Below are 20,022 nucleotides of genomic sequence, written 5' to 3'. Positions count from 1 at the left end.
ACGGGGCGCGGCCGGACAGGGCCGGCGCACCGGGACGGGCGGGAGGACGGCCTTCACTCCTCGTCGGCGCCCGGCCGGGACCGCAGCTTCTTCATGCGGTCCGACATCGCGATCGTGTCGACCACGTTGATCTTCGAGGGCACCTTGAACGGCGCGACCCGGCCGGCGAGGAACTCCGTCACGTGCTTGCGCAGCGCCGCGCGGGTGAGTTCGCCCCGGGGCTTGATGTCCACACACACGGACTGGCCGGTGATCGCGTTCGGCTTCCCGTACACGACGCACTCCTCGACGAGGGGGCTGCCCATGAGGACCGACTCCAGTTCGAGCGGGAGGAGTTTCTCGCCGCCGACGTTGATGATCTCCTTGGCCCGGCCCTTGATCCGGAGGTAGCCGTCGGCCGCCTCCTCGACCAGGTCCCCGGTCCTGAACCAGCGGTCCTCGGTCAGCGAGTCGTCGTCGTAGTTCAGATAGCCGAGGAACTGGGTCCGGGTCCTGAGCTGGAGTTCGCCGTCGACGATCCGGTGCTCCACCCCGGCGCCGGAGATCTTGAAGTACGTGCTGCTCGACGACTGGCTGGTGGTGGTGGCGATACCGGTCTCGCTCGTGCCGAAGGTCTGGAGCAGCCGGACGTCGGGAAAGATCCCGCGGACCCGCCGGAGCAGTTCTTCGGACATCGGCTCGGTGCCGTACGTGATCAGGCGCAGGCTGCTGAGGTCGTACGTGCGGTGGTAGTCGCCGACCATGATCAGGTTGAGGTAGGTCGGGCTGGTGGGCAGGACGAGGATGCGGTGGCGTTCGATCAGCGCGCAGATCTCCTCCGGGGTGCGGTGGCGTGGAAGGACCGCGGTGCCCCCGACGAGCAGGGTGCTGAGCAGCGAGTTGATCCCGCCGATGTGGTCGAACATCAGCACCATGAGGATGTTGAGGGCGTTCGGCCGGCGGCGCGGACGCTTCTCGAGTTTCTCACCGACGAGGACGTCGAGGCTGTGGAGGATGACCTTCGGCGCGCCGGTGCTGCCGCTGCTGAGCAGGACGAGTCCTGCGGCGTCCGGGTCACCGAGCCGACCGTGCACGGTGCCGGGCCCTTCGGTGGTGTCCAGGGCCCCCGCGGGATCCGGACCGGCGCCGTCGGCCCGGCCGGCCGCCTGCCCGAGGTCCTCGATCTCGACACCGGCCCCGGTCGTCCTGACCAGATGGCCCGGCCGGCAGTGTTCGAGGAGGGTGTCGAGCGTCGTGTCGGTGAGGGTCACCACCGGCACGACGACGTTCCTGTCCAGGAAGAGCGCGAACAGGGCGGCAACGGAGTCCAGTGAGTGGTCGCCGTGGACGACCACGGTCTCCCGCGGCTTCACCCCGTGGAGCGCCAGCCGTTCCCGCAGGTCGCGGATGCGTTTCAGGAGTTCCGCGTAGGTGACGGCGGTCCCGCGGTCGAAGAGCGCCGTTCGCGTGCCGAAGTCCTCGAACCTTCGCACAAGTTCGTCGCGCATTCAGTGCACACCCCCAAGAAAGAGCGTCTCGCCCGTGATGAACTCCGACTGCCGGCCGATCAGGAACTCCACCGGTCCGACGATGTCGGCCGTCGTGCACTGGCGGGATATCGCCTGGCGCGCGATCAGGGTGTCGATCTTGGGCCGGGGCACGGTCCTCGTCAGTACCGTGTGAACGGGAGGGAGCCCGATTCCGTTCACCCTGATACCGAACGCGGACAACTCCTTGCTCATGACGCGGACGAGTTGTTCGACCGCACTCTTACTGGCCGAATAGGCGAGCTGTCCCTCGATGGCCCAGGGCACAGCGACCGTGGAGACATTCAGGATCGCGGAGCTCTGTTCCGTGGATTTCCGCAGCAGTTTCACGGCTTCCCTGCAGCAGTTCAGCACGGCGAAGAAATTGAGATCGAATATTCTTCGGGAAACCTCGTCGGGGGTCGTCATGAAGTGATTCATCGACGAGGTACCGGCATTGTTCACGAGCGCGTCGAGCCTTCCGTACTCCTGCCGGACGCTCCGGAACATCTTCTTCGTCCCGGCGAGGTCCGCGAGATCCACCTCGTGGTGCCGGTAGCGCGGGTGGTCGATGGCCGCGGATCTTCTGCTGCACCCGACGACCTCGTGCCCGGCCTCCAGGAAGTGCTCCGCGAGGGCCTTGCCGATGCCGGTCCGGGTGCCGGTGATCATGAGGATCATGAGAGCGCCGACCTGCACTAACCGCGCACGCCGACGAGTTCCAGCTCTTCCTCGATGAAGCCGATCAGCCGTCGGACGCTGCTGAACGGACTCACCCGGAGTGACACCGCCTTCTCCGACGTGAGCGAGACCTCGGCACCGAACTCGTCCTCGATGTTCTCCTCGACGAGCGAGAGGAAGGCCACCAGGTACATCGACTCGAAGACACCGGCATCGCCGTAGAGGGACAAGTCGAGCACTTGATCGGTGGGAATCTTCTCCTCACGCGTCAGATTGATTTCGTCGAGCGCCGCCACGACGACTTTCTGGATTCGCTCCGTCATCTTCAGACCTCCGTCCAGCACAAATAGCAAAACAGATCACGCCGGGCGGCCGAGTGGTTCTCCGGGCCGACGTCTGGATTTTTATGTCATACGCCTCCTGCCCACGCAAGGTCGTTCACGCCATCCCGAACACGGAGGACCGGACGACACACCGGCGCCCCGCCGGGTGTGCAACTGTCCCGTTCCTTCAGTTGCACGGGGTGGTGATCTGCACACCCTTGCGGGCGGCGATCGATGTGCACAGACTTCGAAACCGCCGGCCCGGAAAGGGCCGAGCCCGCAAAGGGAAAGAAGGAAGGGGTGGGCCATGCGTGACCATACGGACGAGAAATCCGGCGCGGCCGGGGACGACGAAGGCCACGTCCGGATCGGCGGACTACCGGCGTTCGACCCGGACGACCCCGCCGAGAACGCGGTCATCGACCGGCTTGTCGGGAACTGGCACCGGCGCGCGGCCGTGAAGCGCGAGGAGCCGGACGTCTACGCCCTGTTCGACCCCGGCCGCCCGGACTTCCGGGAGGACATGATCCCCTTCCGGTCCCACCCGATCTGGGATCGCCTCTCCGACGAGACCCGCTCCCGGCTGCTGAGCTGGGGCTGGGTGGCCTACAACCGGAACACGGTGCAGATCGAGCAGCGGATCGCCAACCCGGCCTTCGAACTGGTCATCGGCGGCGCGTACCCCGGTCTTGGCGGTCAACAGCTCGAACTCGCCGTCGCGCAGGCCATGGTGGACGAGCAGTACCACACGCTCATGCACATCAACGGCAGCGCGGTGACGCGGCGGATGCGCCGGAGCGACTTCTCCGACCGCGTCCTGCCCGACTCGCACATCACCACGATCCACCAGGCGCATCTGGACCGGTGCGAGGAGCAGTGGCAGCGCAGCCTCACCACGCTGGGCTTCGCGACGGTCGCCGAGATCTCCATCAACGCCTACCTCGGCCTCCTCGCCGACGACCAGCGGATCCAGGTCGTCAACTCCACCACGGTGAAGCTGCACAATCGCGACGAGTACTGCCACGCCTCGATCTCCGGCGAGATGATGAAGCGGGTGTACGAGGCGCTCCCGGCCGACCGGCGCCGTTTCCTCCTGGAGAAGGTCGTGGCGGGCCTGGAGGCCTTCGTGGCCCCCGACTTCACGACCTGGGAGTCGATCGTCGCATTCGAAGCCGTCCCGGGCTGGGAGAAGGCCGCCGCCGAGGTGCGTGAATCCCAGGGCGGCACCCACCTCGTGCAGGACCACTCGGGGGTGCACACCCTCCTGACGGAGATGGACGTCCTGGACCAGGCCGAGTTCGGCTGGGGCACGACGGTGGCCCGGTGAGCTCCGGCACCCGCGGTGCGGCGGCCCGCGGCGGCCTTCGCCTTCGTCCCGCGGCCGTCGCCGTGCGCGACATCCACGGCTTCCTGGGCGACCTCGGGATGGACTGCGACGTCAACCCGTGCACGGCCTTCGTCGGCGCCGTCGAGCCCGGACGGCTCGACGACCCGGGCGCGTGGCGGGAGTTCGCCGACCGGCTCGGGCTGATCCAGGCGCTCACACACCTGGTCGACGTGGCGCCGGAGGACGTGGGCGTCACCCTCGCCCCGCAGCCGGGACCGGTCGAGGGCGACGTCGACACGCTGGCGGATCTGGTCACCGCCTACCACAACAGTCACCCGCTACGGCTCGACGAGGTGGTGCACCTCGCGTACTGGCCGCACACGAACGGCGAGTACGTCCTCCTCGTCAAGTTCAGCCATCTGGTCGTCGACCTGACCGATGTGGTCGACCTGCTCCGGCACATCCGGGCCTATCTGCGCGACGAGTCCCCGCCGGGCCGCATCGGCTCCCGCTACCGCCACCACGAGCGGACCGTCGAGCGGTACGCCGCCCTGCCGGCCGCCGACCCCGATGAGGTCGCCCGAGTCCTCGGCGACCTGCCCGCACCGGGCCGCAAGGGCATCCCGACGATCTCCGCGTCGGCGGAGCAATGGCTGCCGCTCCGTGAGGGCGTCACCTTCGACGAACTGCTCAGCGCCGTCACCGCCACCCTGCTGCCCGTCCTCGGCGGGGGCCTGGTCCTGCAGTACCCCTTCTCCCGCTGGGAGTTCGCGACGAAGGGGGGCTACTACGTCGAGATCAAACCGCTCGTCGTGCGGGCCGGTTCCCCTGCGGATTACACCCCCGAGTACTTCGCCAGGGCCCGCAGGGCCCAGGAGTCACTGGGCCGGTTCACCATGTCCGACCTCCATGCCTTCGCGCAGGCGTTCACCAGCGGCCGGATGCCCCGCGTCGTCGTCTCCGACACCACGTTCATGCGTCCGGAACCGGACCGGTGGCGCTGGGTGGCGGTGCGCAGCGCGCGCGTCTTCGAAGATCTGAAGTTCCTCGCCGACCGGTCGTGGCCGGGCCCGCCGCTGTTGCGGATGCAGTACAAGCGCGGATTCCTCCCCCCGGGGACCGCGGCCGACATCCTCGGCCGACTCACGCAGAGAATTGGAGCAAGTGGTGGAACTCCCGGACCTGTTGACTGACCTCTTCCGGCGCCATCGCGGACGGACCGCGCTGCGGACCGCCGGGAGGACCTGGACGTACGAGGAGCTCGACCGGGTCACGAGCGTGCTCGCCGGCCTGATCGACCGCGAGTGCCCCGCGGGCCGCCGTGTCCTGGTCTCCGGGGAGCACACGGCGCAGGCCGCGATCTGGGCGCTCGCGGCGATGCGCAGCCACGCGGTGCACACCCCGATGAATCCCGGCCTGCCCGCCGAGCGGTTCGCGGAGTTCGTCCGTGCCGCGGACGCCGCGCTCCTCGTCTGCTTCGACCGCGAGGCCCTGGCGCGGGCCGGGAAGGCCGGTCTGCGTGCCCTGCACGCCGATGACGTGGGCCTGCCCACCGGCCCGGCGGCGCCGGGCGGCGCGTCCGGGGAGCCGGCCCGTTCCCCTGTCGCGTACTCCATCTTCACCTCGGGCTCGACCGGCAGTCCCAAGCTCGTCGACGTCGGGCACGGCGGTCTGCTCAACCTGTGCCGCTCCCTGCGGCGCCTGCTCGACATCACGCCGGACGACGAGGTCCTGCACTTCGCCTCGCTCTCCTTCGACGCCTCCATCAGTGAGCTCCTCGGCACCCTGTACGCCGGGGCGGCCCTCGTCGTACCGGACCGGGACCAGGCCTCCTGGCTGGGTTCCGTCTCGCGGTACCTCACCGCGCACGGCTGCGACCTGGCCATGCTGTCGCCGTCCGTCTACGCGCGGCTCGACGAGGCGGCGCGCCGCCGCATCCGCAAGGTGGAGTTCTGCGGCGAGGCGCTGGGCGAGAGCGAATACCACAAGGCGGCCCGTTACAGCAGGGTGTTCAACGCGTACGGTCCGACGGAGGCCACCGTCTGCTTCTCCCTCGCCGAGCTGAAGGAGTTCACACCGACCATCGGCGCCCCCGTCGACGGCTTCCGGGCCTTCGTGCGCGACCCGGACACCGGCCGGGACGCCACGACGGGCACCGGCGAACTCATCATCGTCGGCGACGGCGTGGCACTCGGCTACGCCGGCGGGAGCGTGGGCGAGAACGCGGTGTTCACCACGGTCGACGGCTCCCCCGCCTACGCCACCGGGGACGTCGTGACCCTCTCCGACGACGGCCTGCTCGCCTACGTCGGACGGATCGACGAGCAGATCAAGCGCCTGGGACACCGGGTGAACCTCGCACACGTCGAGTCCACGCTCTCCCGTCACCTGGACCGGGAGCTGGCTCTCGTACGGCAGGACGCCACGATCCTGCTGGTCACAGCCGCGGACGGCGACGCCACCGAGGAGTCGCTGATGGCCCGGATCAGGAATCTGGTGCCCGTCTGGGAGGCGCCCGACCGCGTCGTGCTGAGCGACGCGCTCCCGCTGACCCCGGGCGGGAAGGTGGACCGCGGCGCTCTGCGGGAGCGGCTCACGTCCCCGGCCGCGGCCCCGGACGGGCAGGCGGCGGAGCTGGGACGGGTGCTCGACGTGGTGGCCGCCGTCCTGGGAAGGGAGATCGGCCCGGACAGGTCGATCTTCGACGCGGGCGGCAGTTCCCTCGCCATGATCCAGATCCAGGTCAAACTCTCCGACGCCTACGGCGAGGAGGCGGTGGAGGCCGCGTTCGCCGCGATGGACTACGACTTCGTCCCGGCCGCCTTCCTGCGCCACCTGCGCGGAGAAGCCGTCGCCCCTTCGGAGTCCGCCGTCGAAACGCTGCTGCGCCGGGTGGAGGGCGAGCGCGACGCGCTGCGCGCCGAGCTGCCGGTCCTGCGCCGTGACACCCGGCACGAGCCGGTGTCCTGGGCCGCGGCCGGCGAGCGGGCCGTGCTCCTCACCGGCGCGTCCGGCTTCATCGGAGGGCACGTACTCGACCGGCTGCTCACCGCCGGCCGGCCCGTCCTCGTCGTCAGTACCGGCGACCCCGAACGGGTCCTGAGCGGGCACCGCGCACGCTTCGGGCGGGAGGCCGCCGACTACGCCGGGGTGCGGGCAATCTCCTACGGGGAACTGGAGGAGTGGATCGACCGGCGGCGCGGCCCCGTCCTCGACGCGGTGGTGCACTGCGGCTACCAGGTCAACCACCTGCTGCCGCTCGAAAGCCACCTGAGCGGCAGCGTGCGCAACACCGCGCTGGTCGTCCGCGGCGCGGCGGCCCTGGGCGCCCGCTCCTTCACCTTCCTCTCGGCCGCCTCGGCCGGAGCCGTCTTCCTGCCCCTGTCGGCCGGGACCCTCACGGCCGTGGGCGACCCCTACTCGCGGTCGAAGCTGATCAGCGAGGAGTACGTGAACACCCTCGCCGTGCTGGGGTGCGCCGTCTCCCACTACCGGTCCGCCCTGGTCTACGGGCACCGGCCCGAGGACCACGGCCACCTTGAGGACGACTGGTTCACCGCTCTGCTCGCGACCGCGCGCCGGGTGGGTGTGTTCCCCCGTCTCAGCGGCTACCTACCGGTCTGCGACGTCGGCGTCCTGACCGACACCCTTCTCGGGAGTCCGGACGCGCGTGCGGGCACGGCGGGCGAGGCGTCCCGGGGCCCGGTATCCCGGTCCGCGGTCGTGGTCCACCGCACGTACGCGCTCGACGAACTGCTGCACCACACCGGGCTCTCGGAGTCGGCCGTCCTGGCCCCCGCCGAGTGGTTCGAGCGGGTGCGGGACGGCGGAGAGGTCCCCGCGCCGCTGCTGGCCGCCATGCAGGCGGCACTGAGCGGTCCGGGCTGGCCCTCCCCCCACCGCGAGGTCGAACACGACATCCTCGGCCGTCTGCTCGGCACACCACCGGGTGCCGGAACCGGGGGCAGCACCGACACGGTGACCGGTTTTCCCGCAGAGGCCCAGAACGGCGCCGCCCCCACGCCGTCGCCGCGCTAGCAGGAACGGAGCCGTTGCCGACATGCGCTACTCGTTACGTCAGGACATCGCGGTCGAGCCGGTCATCGCCGGCTGGTACGGCTGGTCGTACCTGCTGCCGCCCCAGACCCTCGCCCGCTTCGTACGCAACCGGTTCACCCGCATCGTCGAGAGTTACCTCGACGACCCGCAGGTCCACGCTGCGGCCGTCCGGCAGCGCCGGATGCACGGCGGCCCCTGGATCCACGCCCACGAGCACCGGGACGCCATCGAGGCCTGGTACCGGGACACGGCTCCCCGGCGGGCGCGGCTGGACGAACTCTTCGAGGCGATCCGCCGGCTGGAGGAGGACATCCTGCCGCGCCACCACGGCGAGTGCCTCGACTCCGTCTACCAGGAGCTGCCGCAGGCACTGGCCGGTCGGGTGGAGGTGTTCTACGGCAGGGACAACCGCACCGCCGACTACCGCTTCATCGAACCCCTGATGTACGCGTCGGAGTACTACGACACGTCGTGGCAGCAGGTGCGCTTCCGACCGGTCACCGAGGACGCGCGCGAGTTCGCCCTCACGACACCGATGCTGGAGTACGGACCGGAACAGTTGCTGGTCGACGTCCCGCTCGACTCCCCGCTGCTCGACACCGTCTTCCGGGGCGGTCTCACGGGAGAGGAACTCGGCAACCTGGCAGCGGAATTGGGGCTTCGGGACGAACGGGCCGCCCGGTTCGCCGGGTACTTCGAGCCCGTCCCGCCGGCCGCCGCGGAACCGGCCGCCGCGCCGGCCGGCGACGACGTCCTCGAATACGTGGGCCACGCCTGCGTGTTCGCCCGCTACCGCGGCACCACCTTCCTGGTGGACCCGGTCCTGAGCTACGCCGGCTACCCCGGCGGTGCGGAGAACCGGTTCACCTTCGCCGATCTGCCGGAGCGCGTCGACCATCTCCTCATCACCCACAACCACCAGGACCACATGCTGTTCGAGACCCTGCTGCGCATCCGGCACCGGGTCGGCAGGGTCCTGGTACCCAAGTCCGCCAACGCCAGCTTGGTGGACCCCGGGCTCGGCGGCATCCTCCGCCGGCTCGGCTTCACCGACGTCGTCGAGGTCGACGACCTGGAGACCCTGTCCTGCGGCTCCGCCGAAGTCGTGGCCCTGCCCTTCCTGGGCGAACACGGCGATCTGCGGATCCGCAGCAAGACGGGGTGGCTGTTCCGGTTCGGTGAGCGTTCGATACTCTTCGCCGCCGACTCCACGAACATCTCGCCGACGATGTACACGAAGGTCGCCGAGGTGATCGGCCCGGTCGACACCGTCTTCATCGGCATGGAGAGCATCGGGGCGGCGGCGAGCTGGATCTACGGTCCTCTCTACGGCGAGCCGCTGGACCGCAGGACCGACCAGAGCCGGCGGCTCAACGGCTCCAACTTCCCGCAGGCCAGGGAGATCGTCGACGCGCTGGAGCCCGAGGCGGTCTACGTGTACGCGATGGGCCTCGAACCCTGGATGGGCATCGTGATGGCCATCGACTACGACGAGAGCCACCCCGCCATCGTCGACAGCGACCTGCTGGTGCGGCACGTGCGGGACAAGGGCGGGAGCGCCGAGCGGCTGCACCTGCGAAGGACGCTGCCCCTCTGAGTGGCGCCCGCGGTCCCGGCACCCGGCACCCGGCACCCGGCACCCGGGGCATGCTCCCGTCCTTCGCTGTCCGCTCCCCTCCGGCCTTCCCCGCTCCCCCGGCCCGCTCCCCCGGCCCGCTCCCCCGACGCGCGAAGTGCCGTCCACGCGCCTTCGGCGAGCCCCTTGAGACGAGGTGCCCCACCATGCGCACACTCCTGATCGACAACTACGACTCCTTCACCTACAACCTGTTCCAGTACATCGGCGAGGCGACCGGCCGGCCCCCCGTCGTCGTGCCCAACGACGCCGACTGGTCGCGTCTGCGCGTCGAGGACTTCGACGCGATCGTCGTGTCACCGGGCCCCGGCAGCCCGGACCGCGCGAGGGACTTCGGGATCAGCCGGCAGGCGATCACCGAGAGCGGTCTGCCCGTCCTCGGTGTCTGCCTCGGCCACCAGGGCATCGCCCAGCTCTTCGGCGGGACCGTCAGCCTCGCGCCGGAGCCCGTACACGGCCGGGCCTCCGAAGTGCGGCACACCGGAAAGGACGTCTTCAGAGGTCTCCCCTCACCGTTCACCGCCGTGCGCTACCACTCCCTGGCCGCGACCGACCTCCCCGACGAGCTGGAGCCCATCGCCTGGAGCGACGACGGCCTCATCATGGGACTGCGGCACCGCGACAGGCCCCTGTGGGGCGTCCAGTTCCACCCGGAGTCGATCGGCAGCGACTTCGGCCGGGAGATCATGGCCAACTTCCGCGACCTCGCCCTCGCCCACCACCGGGCGCCGCGGGACGTGGCGGCCTCCCCGTACGACGTCCATGTGACCCGGGTGGACGTGCTGCCGGAGGCAGAGGAGGTGCGCCGCACCTGTCTGCCCGGCGACGGCGCCACGTTCTGGCTGGACAGCAGTTCCGTCCTGGAGGGCTCCTCGCGCTTCTCCTTCCTCGGCGACGACCGCGGCCCGCTCGCCGAGTACGTCACCTACCGGGTCGCCGACGGCGTCGTCCAGGTCCGGGGCTCCGACGGCCGGTGGACAAAGACGGCGCAGCCCTTCTTCACCTACCTGGAGGAGCAGCTCGACCGCCGACGCGTACCCGCCGCCCCCGGTCTGCCCTTCGAGTTCAACCTCGGGTACGTCGGCTACCTCGGCTACGAACTGAAGGCCGAGACGCTCGGCGAACCCGCGTACCTCTCCCCGCACCCCGACGCCGCACTCCTCTTCGCCGATCGCGTGATCGCGCTCGACCACCTCGACGGCTGCTGTTACCTGCTGGCCCTCGACCGCCGCGGTAAGGACGACGGGGCACGGGCCTGGCTGCGGGAGACGGCCGAGACCCTCACCGGCCTGGCCGCCCGCGCCCCGGCGGAGCGGACCCCCGCCATGGCCTTCGGCGCACCCGAGGCGGCGGCGGGCTTCGGCCCCGTGGCACGGGCGCGCCACGACAAGGACGCCTACCTCAAGCGCATCGACGCGTGCCTGGAGGAGATCCGCAACGGCGAGTCGTACGAGATCTGTCTGACCAACATGGTCACGGCGCCGACGGAGGCCGCGGCCCTGCCGCTCTACCGCGCGCTGCGCGCGCTCAGCCCCGTTCCCTACGGCGCCCTGCTCGAATTCCCGGAGCTCTCGGTGCTCAGTGCCTCGCCCGAGCGGTTCCTCACGATCGACGCGGACGGTGGTGTGGAGTCCAAGCCCATCAAGGGGACCCGCCCCCGGGGCGGTACGGCCGAGGAGGACGAGCGGCTCCGCGCCGACCTGGCCGGACGGGAGAAGGACCGGGCCGAGAACCTGATGATCGTCGACCTGGTCCGCAACGACCTCAACAGCGTGTGCGCGATCGGCTCCGTCCATGTGCCCCGGCTCTTCGAGGTGGAGACCTACGCGTCCGTGCACCAGTTGGTGTCGACGGTCCGGGGGCGACTGCGGCCCGGCACGAGCACCACCGCGTGTGTGCGTGCGGCCTTCCCCGGCGGCTCCATGACGGGTGCGCCCAAGAAGCGCACCATGGAGATCATCGACCGGCTGGAGGAGGGCCCCCGGGGCGTCTACTCCGGCGCGCTCGGCTGGTTCTCCCTGAGCGGCGCCACCGACCTCAGCATCGTCATCCGCACCATCGTGCTGGCGGCCGGCCAGGCGGAGTTCGGCGTCGGCGGGGCGATCGTCTCCCTCTCCGACCAGGAGGAGGAGTTCACCGAGACGGTGGTGAAGGCCCGTGCCATGGTCTCCGCACTCGACGGTTCGTCCCTCGACGGCACTGCCGTGGCGGGCACGCGATGAGCCCTTTCGCCCGGAGTGTCGTCGTCGGCGGGAGCGGCGCGGTGGGCGACATGTTCGTCGGCCTGCTGCGCGACGCCGGCAGCCGGACGCTCGTCGTGGACCTCGTGACGCCCGCGCGGGAGCACGACTCCTGCCTGGTCGCCGACGTCACCGCGCCGGGTCCCGAACTGGCGGCCGTCCTCGGCCGCGCGGACCTCGTCCTGCTCGCCGTCCACGAGGCGGTGGCGCTCAAGGCCGTGGTCCCCGTGACGCGGCTCATGCGACCGGGCGCGCTGCTCGCCGACACTCTCTCCGTCAAGGCGGGCATGGCCGCGGAACTCGCGGCCCACGCCCCCGGTGTCGAGCACGTGGGGCTCAACCCGATGTTCGCCCCGTCCGCCGGCATGGCGGGCCGGCCCGTGAGCGCCGTGGTCACGAAGGACGGGCCCGGTGTGGCCGCGCTGCTGCGGCTCGTCGAGAACGGCGGCGGGAGGCCCGTACGGCTCTCGGCGCCGGAGCACGACCGGACGACCGCCGCCACCCAGGCCCTGACGCACGCGGTGATCGTCTCCTTCGGGCTCGCGCTGGCCCGGACGGGCATGGACGTCCGCACGCTGACCGCGACGGCGCCGCCACCCCATCAGGTCCTGCTCGCCCTGCTGGCCAGGATGCTCGGCGGCAGCCCGGAGGTCTACGGGGAGATCCAGTGGTCCAACCCTCGGGCCGCGTCGGCGCGTCGGGCACTCGCGGACGCACTACGCTCCTTCGCCTCGCTCGTCGGTGACGACTCCGACGGCGTCGGCCCCGACGGTCTGGACGGCGTCTTCGAGGAGCTCCACCGGTTCATGGGACCCGAGCTCGCGGCGCGGCAGGACCACTGCCGGGAGCTGTTCCGCACCATCCACCGCACCGACGAAGAAGGCGAGACGGACCCATGACCGAGCAGGACGAACTGCACGGGCTGCGCGCGGAACTCGACGCACTCGACGTGACGCTCATGGACACCGTGCGCCGCCGCATCGACTACGGCGTCCGCATCGCACGGTACAAGTCCCGGCACGGCGTCCCGATGATGCAGCCCGGCCGGGTCAGCCTGGTCAAGGAGAGGGCTGCCCGCTACGCCGCCGACCACGGCCTCGACGAGGCGTTCCTGGTGGGCCTCTACGAGGCGATCATCGCGGAGATGTGCCGCGTCGAGGACCTGGTGATGAGCCGGGAGAGCCCGGCGTCCCGGGACGTGCGCTGAGACCGCCCCCCGCGCACCACCGCGCACGACACCCACTACAGCCCCGACGGCACCGTTCCGTGCGGGCGGAGGAGACCATGATGTACGCGACCACGACGCTCACGTCCCTGACCGGGACAGCGGCACAACAGCCCTACTGGCCGGACCCGGACGCCCTCGACGAAGTGGAACGGGAGCTGGCCGGGCTGCCCGTCCTCACCACCGAGAACGAGACCGTCGACCTGATGAGCGGGATGGACCTCGTCGCCCGCGGCTCGGCACTCCTGGTCCAGGGCGGCGACTGCGCCGAACGCTTCCATGAGGCCGTCGCGGGACTGGTCCGGCAGAAGGTGGACAACCTCCAGGGTCTCGCCGCGATCATGCGGGCCGGCAGCGGGCTGCCCGCGGTGGCCGTCGGCCGTATCGCCGGCCAGTACGGGAAGCCGCGCTCCTCGCCGTTCGAGGTGGAGGAATCCGGTCTGGGACGGAAGATGCCCAGCTACTGCGGCGACGCCGTGAACGAGCCCGAGTTCGCGCTGCCGGCCAGGACCCCGGAACCCCGGCGGCTCCTCAGCGCGTACACGTGCTCGCGGCTCGTCCTCGACGAGATCCGGCACTCCTGGTCGGGGCGTCCCGTCCTCGAACGGGTCTACACCTCGCACGAGTTGCTCCTGCTGCCCTATGAACGGCCGCTGGTGCGCCGGGGCGCGCACGGTACGTACAGCGGTTCCGCCCACTTCGGGTGGATCGGCGAGCGGACGCGCCAGGAGGACGGCGCCCACGTCGCCCTCGCCCAGGCCGTGCACAACCCGATCGGCGTCAAGCTCGGGCCGTCGCTGTCGCCGGAGGGCGCCGTCGCCCTGAGCCGGTCGCTGAATCCGCAGGGGCTCCCGGGGCGGCTGACGTTCATCGTGCGCTTCGGCGCGAAGGATGTGGACCGGCTCCTGCCACCCGTCGTCGAAGCGGTCGCCCGCCACGGCGCACCGGTCGTCTGGCTCAGTGACCCCATGCACGGCAACGGGGTGAAGCTGTCCGGCCACAAGACCCGGCTGATCGAGCCGATGCGTGCCGAGGTCGCGTCCTTCACCCGGACGCTGCGGACGTACGGGCAGTGGCCCGCGGGCCTCCACCTGGAACTGACCCCGGACCCGGTCACCGAGTGCGTGTCGGAGCGGGACGAGCCGCCGCGGTTCACCGACTACCGGTCCACGTGCGACCCGCGACTGAACCCCGAGCAGTCGGCGGAGATGGTCTCCCATTTCCTCTCCCTGCTCTGAGGGGTGCCCCCCGCGCTCCGCGCACGCGGCCGGTGGTCCGCCCCCACGAGGGGGACGGGCCACCGGACAGGGGGAGCGGCGATCAGGAACGGGCCTCCACCGGGGGCGCCGCCGGAGCGTTCTCCGTGGCGACGGTGGCGTCCTTGCCGCCGATGACGCCGACGGCCCGTGCCACGGCCGCCACGACCAGGGCGGTGGCGACGAGAATGCCACTCACCACGAGCGGCGAGCGGTAGCCGAAGTCGGCGCCCAGGGCGACACCGCCCAGGGCGGGACCGGCTGCGGCGCCGACGTTCAGCGCGGCAGTGGCGAAGCCGCCGCCCAGGGTGGGGGCGGCCGTGGCCGTGTAGAGGGCCTGCGCGATCAGCGTGGAGCCCACGCCGAACGAGAGCACGCCCTGGACGAAGACGAGGACCATCGCCACGACCGGGTTCCCGGCCGTGAGGGCGAAGACCAGCCAGCCCGCCAGCAGCGCCGCACCGCCGAACGCCAGTACCTGGCCGGGACGGCTGTCCGCCAGCCGGCCGCCCACGTTGACCCCGACGAAGGACCCGATACCGAACAGCGCCAGCGCGGCCGGCACCCAGCCCGAGCTCAGATCCGTCACGTTGGTGATGACGGGCGTGAGATAGGTGAACGAGCAGAACGTCGCTCCGTTGACCAGCGCCCCGAGCACGAGCGTCGTGATCAGCCGGGAGTCGCGCAGCGCCCGCAGTTCGTGGCGAACGCTGGGAGCCGAGGGGTCGACGGGCGTCGCCGGCACGGCCCGCAGCACCGCGAAGGCCGCAGGAACAGAGATGATCGCGACACCCCAGAAGACCGAGCGCCAGCCCCAGACCTCGTTCAGGACGGCACCGAGGGGGACACCCGCGATGAGGGCGAGGGTGACTCCGCTCAGGAGCACCGAGGTCGCCCGTCCCTTGGCCTGCGGTCCGGCCATGGATGCCGCGGTCGCGAGGCCGACGGCGAGGAAGCCCGCGTTGGCAAGTGCGGCGACGACCCGGGTGACGAAGAGGACCTCGAAGCTGTCGGTGAGGGCGCCCACGACGTGGGCGAGGAGGAAGGTGACGAGGAAGGCCAGCAGCGCCCGGCGGCGCGGCCACCGCAGGCTCAGCATCGCGACCAGCGGTGCGCCGACGATCATGCCGACGGCGAAGGCCGAGGTGAGCGAGCCGACGGCGGGGATGGACACGCCGAAGTCGGCGGCCATGTCCTCCACCAGCCCGGACAGCATGAATTCCGACGTTCCCTGGGCAAATACGGCCAGCCCGAGAACGTAGATGGCGAATGGCATGAAGAAGCTCCAACTACATCGCAGAAAGGGGAGACGCGCGACGCATGGGCGCAAGGCCGTGCGTGGGCGTGGGGGACGTCCGGAGGGAGCTCCGGAGGTGATCCCGCGATGCGGTTGATCCGTGACGGACGCGCGACGCACTGCTCGGCCGGGAGGCCGGAGAAAGCAGGGTCGTCAGACAGTTACGCGGTTCGCCACCGGATCACCGGTGGCCCGCTTCTTTCCGCCTCGGGACTCGACATACCTCTCAACATAGCAACGCCCGGATCGCCGTGTCTAACGCAATTGACGACCCCCGCCGTCCTGGCCGCTCCCCTGTCCCCGACCGGGTAGGGCACCGCCGCGGGCCGGTCGCCCCGTACCCAAGGAGTGTTCGTGACCACCCATCAAACGGCCATGATCATGGTCGGTCTGGCGTTGATCCTCGCCCTCGCGCACGTGCTCGGGCGCCTCGCACTGCGGTGCGGTCAGCCGGCCGTCCTCGGCGAGATCCTCGCCGGCATCCTGCTCGGTCCGACGCTGCTCCACGGCGCCCTCTCGGACGCGGTCTTCCCCTCGGACGTCCGGCCGATGCTCAGCACGCTCGGCAACCTCGGCGTCGCACTGTTCATGTTCCTCGTCGGGATCGAACTCGACCACCGGCTGCTGCGCGGGAACAGGCGAGCCGCGGTCGGAGTGTCCGTGGGGTCGATGGTCTGCTCGTTCGGACTCGGCGTGCTGCTGGCGGTGTGGCTGTGGGACGAACACGCGGTCGACAACCGGATCGGCTTCGTGCTGTTCATCGGCGCGGCCATGTCCATCACGGCCTTCCCGGTCCTGGCCCGCATCCTCACCGACCGGGGCATCCAGCACACCAGGATCGGTGCGCTCGCGATGGCGAGCGCGGCCGTCGGGGACGTCGTCGCCTGGCTGCTGCTCGCGGCCGTCCTCACCTTCACGGGGAGCCAGAGCTCCTGGCAGGTGTTACTGGTCCTGCCGTACGCCGTGGTCATGATCGCGGTGGTACGGCCGCTCCTCGGCAGGTTCCTGGCCACCCGGGAGCCGCGCGGAACCGGTGCCGGCGAGCGGGGGCCGGGTGCCGCGCCGCTCAGTGTGCTGACGGTGCTGCTGCTCGTCTCCGGTGCGCTGAGCGAGTGGTTCGGGCTGCACTTCATCTTCGGCGCGTTCCTCGCCGGTGCGATCGTGCCGCGCCACGGCACGGAGCGGCTGCGCGCGGCGGTCGTCGACCGGTTCGAGTCGGTCACCTGGATGCTGCTGCCGGCGTACTTCACGGTGGCCGGGCTGAAGGTGGACCTGAGCACGGTGGACGGGGACGGACTCGGCGAGCTGGGCCTGATCCTCCTCGTGGCGACCGGCGGCAAGTTCGGCGGCGCCTACCTGGGAGCGCGGGCCGCGGGGCGGCCCGGGCGGTCGGCGACGACGCTGGGCATCCTCATGAACACCCGCGGTCTCACCGAACTCATCATCCTGGGCGTTGGACTGCAACTGGGGCTGCTCGACACGGACCTGTACTCGCTCATGGTGGTCATGGCCCTCGTCACCACCGCAATGACCGCGCCCCTGCTGCACTGGGCCTACCCGCGCCGGATGGTCGACGCGGATCTGCGGGAGCTGGCCGCGGAGTGGGCGGCGACAGCACGGCGCGCCGAGCCCGCCCTGCCCGTGGGCGGGAAGCCGTCGGAGGTGAAGCGATGATGCCCACGCTCCTGACCGGGCTGGTGCCGGAAGCGGCCCGGACCGCCGAGGAGTTCGGCGACGTCCCGGACGCCTGGATCTTCCCGGAGGAGGCGGCCGTGCTGGGTCGAGCGGTGGACCGCCGACGCGGGGAGTTCGCGACCGTACGGCACTGCGCGCGGATCGCCCTGACCTCCCTCGGCCGGCCGGCCGGCCCGATGGTCCCGGGGAAAGGGGGTGCGCCGACCTGGCCGGAAGGCGTGGTGGGCTCGATGACCCACTGCGACGGCTACCGAGCCGCCGCCGTGTCCCGGAGGATCGACGTCGCCGCCCTGGGCATCGACGCCGAACCCCACGCGCCGCTGCCGCCGGGCCTTCTCCGCCGGATCGCGTCACCGTCCGAGCGGGGCCACCTGATGGCACTGCGCCACACCCGTCCCGCGCTCCAATGGGACCGGCTGTTCTTCAGCGCCAAGGAGTCCGTGTACAAGGCGTGGTTCCCCCTGACAGGGACCTGGCTGGACTTCCGAGAGGCGGAGCTGGTCCTCGACCCGTTCCGGCAGACCTTCCGCGCCAGTCTCCTGCGGCCCGGACACGACGACGAGGGGCGACCGCTCCACACCCTCCACGGGCGGTGGCGGGTCGGCCGCCGGCTCGTCGTCACCGCCGTCGCCCACGGGGTCACGGCGTCCGCCCCGGGGGAGCCCGGTCCGCCACCCGCGTACGGCCGGGGCTAACTGGTCAGGGAGTCCTCGACGCAACGCAGCTCCTGAGCCATGCCCTTGAGGTCGTCGGCGCAGGCGGACAGGATGTCGGCCACCGCGCTCCGCCCGTGCAGAGGGATGGTGGGGGCGAGGCGCTTCCATTCCTCGGTCGTACGCAGCTGCGTGTGCAGTCGGTGCAGGACGAGCCGTCCGCTCTCACTGAGTCGCAGCGAGGGGTCGTTGCGGAGTCCGTCGAAGAGGGTGATGCGGCGAGCGAGGTCGGGCTCGCCTCGACGACCCGGACGGTCTTCGTCCGGTGCGGGCGCAGTGGTGGCGGTGGGACCGGCCGCGCCCGAAGAACCGTCGGACCGGCGGCTGTCCGGAACCGCCGGCCGCCCCTGGGCCAGCCGGTAGCGCACGTCACGGGCGGTCCCCACAGAGATCCCGGCCCGCCTGGCGATCTCCCGCAGCGAGGCTGCCGGCTTCTGTCTGATCACCTCGGCAGCCACCCGCCGTCCCTCCGCCGTGGTCGACGGACGGACCCGGCCGTCACGGCCGACCCGCGCGTCCGGTCGCGCGTCCGATTCGGCGATACCCCGGCGCAGCGCGCCCACGCCGGTGGCGTTCCAGCCGGTTGTCTCGGCGATCCTGCGGTCGGACCAGTGGGGGTGCGTGCGTAATATCCGTAACGCCGCCTGCTTCCGCTCGTCGCTCGAGAGTGGAAGTCCGTGCCGCGTGTTGGATTCCACGGCGAGCGGGAAGGCCGCGTGCTCGTCCCCCTCGAACCAGTGCGCGCCGATGGTGTGCCGGTTGCGCAGTTCCGTGGCCCTCACCCGGTGCATGCCGTCGACGACGCGCAGGGTCGCCCGGTGCACCAGGATCGGGGGAAACTCCGCCTCGCTCTCCGCGAGTGCCCGTACGTGTGCCTGGTCGAGTGCGAAGCGGGGCGAGTCGGCCGGCAGCAGGGTGCTTATGTCGATGTCGAAGGTCAACGCCTGTCGTTGATCCGATATCGCGGACATCAATACCTCCAGGAGAGCACGTCATCCATGACAGGAAGGGTGGGACGGCTCCGCCGCCGCGGGCACGACGGAGCGGCGCGTCGAACGCGCGGCGGCGTGGGGAGAGGTGCCACCACACCGGAGCGCGCGAGATCACGAGTGGGAGCGGAGAAGCGGGCCGGGGAGGTGACTTCGGGTCAGTCGTCGGTGCAGGCGTACTGAGCGGTACGGGTACGGAGGTGACAACCGCCGTGCTGAAGAGCTCCGGCTCTCCTCATGACCGTGGCGTCCGGTGGGGGTGCCGGCCTCCGGGGCGGTCCTCGACCGGGTCACCCCCCGGTCCTGCGTGTCACGCGGCTGCACCATGCGATCGCGATCCTTTCAAGGGATGGGCGACGCCTTGTCGAGCTCTGACCGTAGCCGAAACGTGACGCTAAGCCAGCGCATGACGAGGCGTCAACGTGTCCGCTGAAGCGGACGGAACATCCGCCTCCGCGCTTGTCCGGAACCACTCTTGCCCGCTCCGGCGGACAGGGATACACATGGTCTGTACCCTCAGGAGGGTCTTCGGGAGGGATGGTTCGCATGGATGCGGAACCGGCACGCGACGGGGTGCGTCCGCTGCTCCGGAAGTTCGATCAGCGGCTCACCGAACTGATCCACGTGGTCTACCCCGATGAACAGCAGCGGCCCGGATATGCCCGCCTCGCCCGGGAGATCAGCGCCGTGACCGATGGCTCCATCTCGGGGACGTACCTGTGGGAACTCGCCACGGGCAAGAAGCGCAACATCACCCTCGAACAACTGGACGTCCTCGCCTATTTCTTCGGGGTGCCTCCGGAATACTTCCTCAACGAGGAGGTGTCGCGGCGGGTGAACGCCCAGCTGGCGCTCGCCACCGCCCTGAGGGACGCCAAGGTGCGCAGTCTGGCGATGCGGGCATCGGGGCTCTCGGCCGCCAGTCTCGACTCCCTGCTGACCATCGTGAACGAGACGAGGAAGGCCCATAACCTTCCCGAGGTCGGCCACCAGGGGGCGGGCACGGACGCCGGAACCGACGAGGAGACGACGGCTACGTGACGGAGGACGCCTTCGATTCCGACACCGGGGAGCGT

The 20,022-nt window shown here is 70.7% G+C and carries 16 protein-coding genes; 11 read left to right on the top strand and 5 right to left on the bottom strand.

Annotated features, from left to right (window positions below; genetic code table 11):
• Positions 1-53: 53 nt before the first annotated feature.
• The 3 genes from ACFWVP_RS05585 to ACFWVP_RS05575 are packed head-to-tail and all read right to left on the bottom strand — an operon-like array spanning position 54 to position 2,509.
• Positions 54-1,487 (bottom strand): class I adenylate-forming enzyme family protein, encoded by a 1,434-nt coding sequence (locus tag ACFWVP_RS05585; protein WP_384493844.1) that lies wholly within the window; start codon positions 1,485-1,487, stop codon positions 54-56.
• A complete protein-coding gene (locus ACFWVP_RS05580) occupies positions 1,488-2,186 on the bottom strand; it encodes an SDR family NAD(P)-dependent oxidoreductase (RefSeq protein ID WP_384493842.1) in 699 nt (232 codons plus the stop codon).
• Between the two features lie 17 nt (positions 2,187-2,203).
• A complete protein-coding gene (locus tag ACFWVP_RS05575) occupies positions 2,204-2,509 on the bottom strand; it encodes a hypothetical protein (RefSeq protein WP_384493840.1) in 306 nt (101 codons plus the stop codon).
• Positions 2,510-2,816: 307 nt separating this feature from the next.
• Here ACFWVP_RS05575 and ACFWVP_RS05570 point away from each other — a divergent pair, with 307 nt between their 5' ends.
• From ACFWVP_RS05570 to ACFWVP_RS05535, 8 genes are all read left to right on the top strand, one after another.
• Positions 2,817-3,836, top strand: coding sequence for a diiron oxygenase (locus tag ACFWVP_RS05570; RefSeq protein ID WP_384493839.1), 1,020 nt, complete (start codon positions 2,817-2,819; stop codon positions 3,834-3,836).
• Positions 3,833-5,029, top strand: a complete 1,197-nt coding sequence (locus ACFWVP_RS05565; protein ID WP_384493837.1) for a hypothetical protein — start codon at positions 3,833-3,835, stop codon at positions 5,027-5,029. The genes ACFWVP_RS05570 and ACFWVP_RS05565 overlap by 4 nt, the downstream gene beginning before the upstream one ends.
• Entirely contained in the window at positions 5,001-7,874 is a 2,874-nt protein-coding gene (locus ACFWVP_RS05560) for an AMP-binding protein (RefSeq protein ID WP_384493835.1), read from the top strand. The genes ACFWVP_RS05565 and ACFWVP_RS05560 overlap by 29 nt, the downstream gene beginning before the upstream one ends.
• A 22-nt stretch (positions 7,875-7,896) precedes the next feature.
• Complete coding sequence (locus ACFWVP_RS05555; RefSeq protein WP_384493833.1) at positions 7,897-9,492, top strand: MBL fold metallo-hydrolase; 1,596 nt, start codon at positions 7,897-7,899, stop codon at positions 9,490-9,492.
• A gap of 185 nt (positions 9,493-9,677) precedes the next feature.
• The gene (pabB, locus tag ACFWVP_RS05550; RefSeq protein ID WP_384493832.1) at positions 9,678-11,753 is read left to right on the top strand and encodes an aminodeoxychorismate synthase component I; all 2,076 of its coding nucleotides are present in this window, start codon (positions 9,678-9,680) and stop codon (positions 11,751-11,753) included.
• Positions 11,750-12,670 (top strand): prephenate dehydrogenase dimerization domain-containing protein, encoded by a 921-nt coding sequence (locus ACFWVP_RS05545; protein ID WP_384493831.1) that lies wholly within the window; start codon positions 11,750-11,752, stop codon positions 12,668-12,670. Before pabB ends, ACFWVP_RS05545 begins: the two co-directional genes overlap by 4 nt.
• Positions 12,667-12,978, top strand: coding sequence for a 4-amino-4-deoxychorismate mutase CmlD (cmlD, locus tag ACFWVP_RS05540; protein WP_384493830.1), 312 nt, complete (start codon positions 12,667-12,669; stop codon positions 12,976-12,978). Before ACFWVP_RS05545 ends, cmlD begins: the two co-directional genes overlap by 4 nt.
• A gap of 77 nt (positions 12,979-13,055) precedes the next feature.
• Entirely contained in the window at positions 13,056-14,234 is a 1,179-nt protein-coding gene (locus ACFWVP_RS05535) for a 3-deoxy-7-phosphoheptulonate synthase (protein ID WP_384493828.1), read from the top strand.
• Between the two features lie 82 nt (positions 14,235-14,316).
• On the opposite strand, the gene ACFWVP_RS05530 is transcribed toward ACFWVP_RS05535, so the two are convergent.
• Positions 14,317-15,528, bottom strand: coding sequence for a Cmx/CmrA family chloramphenicol efflux MFS transporter (locus ACFWVP_RS05530; protein ID WP_384493826.1), 1,212 nt, complete (start codon positions 15,526-15,528; stop codon positions 14,317-14,319).
• Between the two features lie 375 nt (positions 15,529-15,903).
• Here ACFWVP_RS05530 and ACFWVP_RS05525 point away from each other — a divergent pair, with 375 nt between their 5' ends.
• On the top strand, positions 15,904-17,223 hold the full coding sequence (locus tag ACFWVP_RS05525) for a cation:proton antiporter (RefSeq protein WP_384493824.1): 1,320 nt from the start codon (positions 15,904-15,906) through the stop codon (positions 17,221-17,223).
• A complete protein-coding gene (locus ACFWVP_RS05520) occupies positions 17,220-17,939 on the top strand; it encodes a 4'-phosphopantetheinyl transferase (protein WP_384493822.1) in 720 nt (239 codons plus the stop codon). Before ACFWVP_RS05525 ends, ACFWVP_RS05520 begins: the two co-directional genes overlap by 4 nt.
• On the opposite strand, the gene ACFWVP_RS05515 is transcribed toward ACFWVP_RS05520, so the two are convergent.
• Positions 17,936-18,928, bottom strand: coding sequence for a transcriptional regulator (locus ACFWVP_RS05515; protein ID WP_384493820.1), 993 nt, complete (start codon positions 18,926-18,928; stop codon positions 17,936-17,938). The genes ACFWVP_RS05520 and ACFWVP_RS05515 overlap by 4 nt on opposite strands.
• A 564-nt stretch (positions 18,929-19,492) precedes the next feature.
• Here ACFWVP_RS05515 and ACFWVP_RS05510 point away from each other — a divergent pair.
• Positions 19,493-19,987, top strand: a complete 495-nt coding sequence (locus ACFWVP_RS05510; protein WP_384493818.1) for a hypothetical protein — start codon at positions 19,493-19,495, stop codon at positions 19,985-19,987.
• Positions 19,988-20,022: the final 35 nt, after the last annotated feature.

Origin of the sequence: Streptomyces sp. NPDC058637, from assembly GCF_042717325.1 — a bacterium.
Classification (GTDB): domain Bacteria; phylum Actinomycetota; class Actinomycetes; order Streptomycetales; family Streptomycetaceae; genus Streptomyces.
The sequence above is the reverse complement of the archived record's forward strand: the minus strand, read 5'-3'. Positions and strand labels throughout refer to the sequence as shown.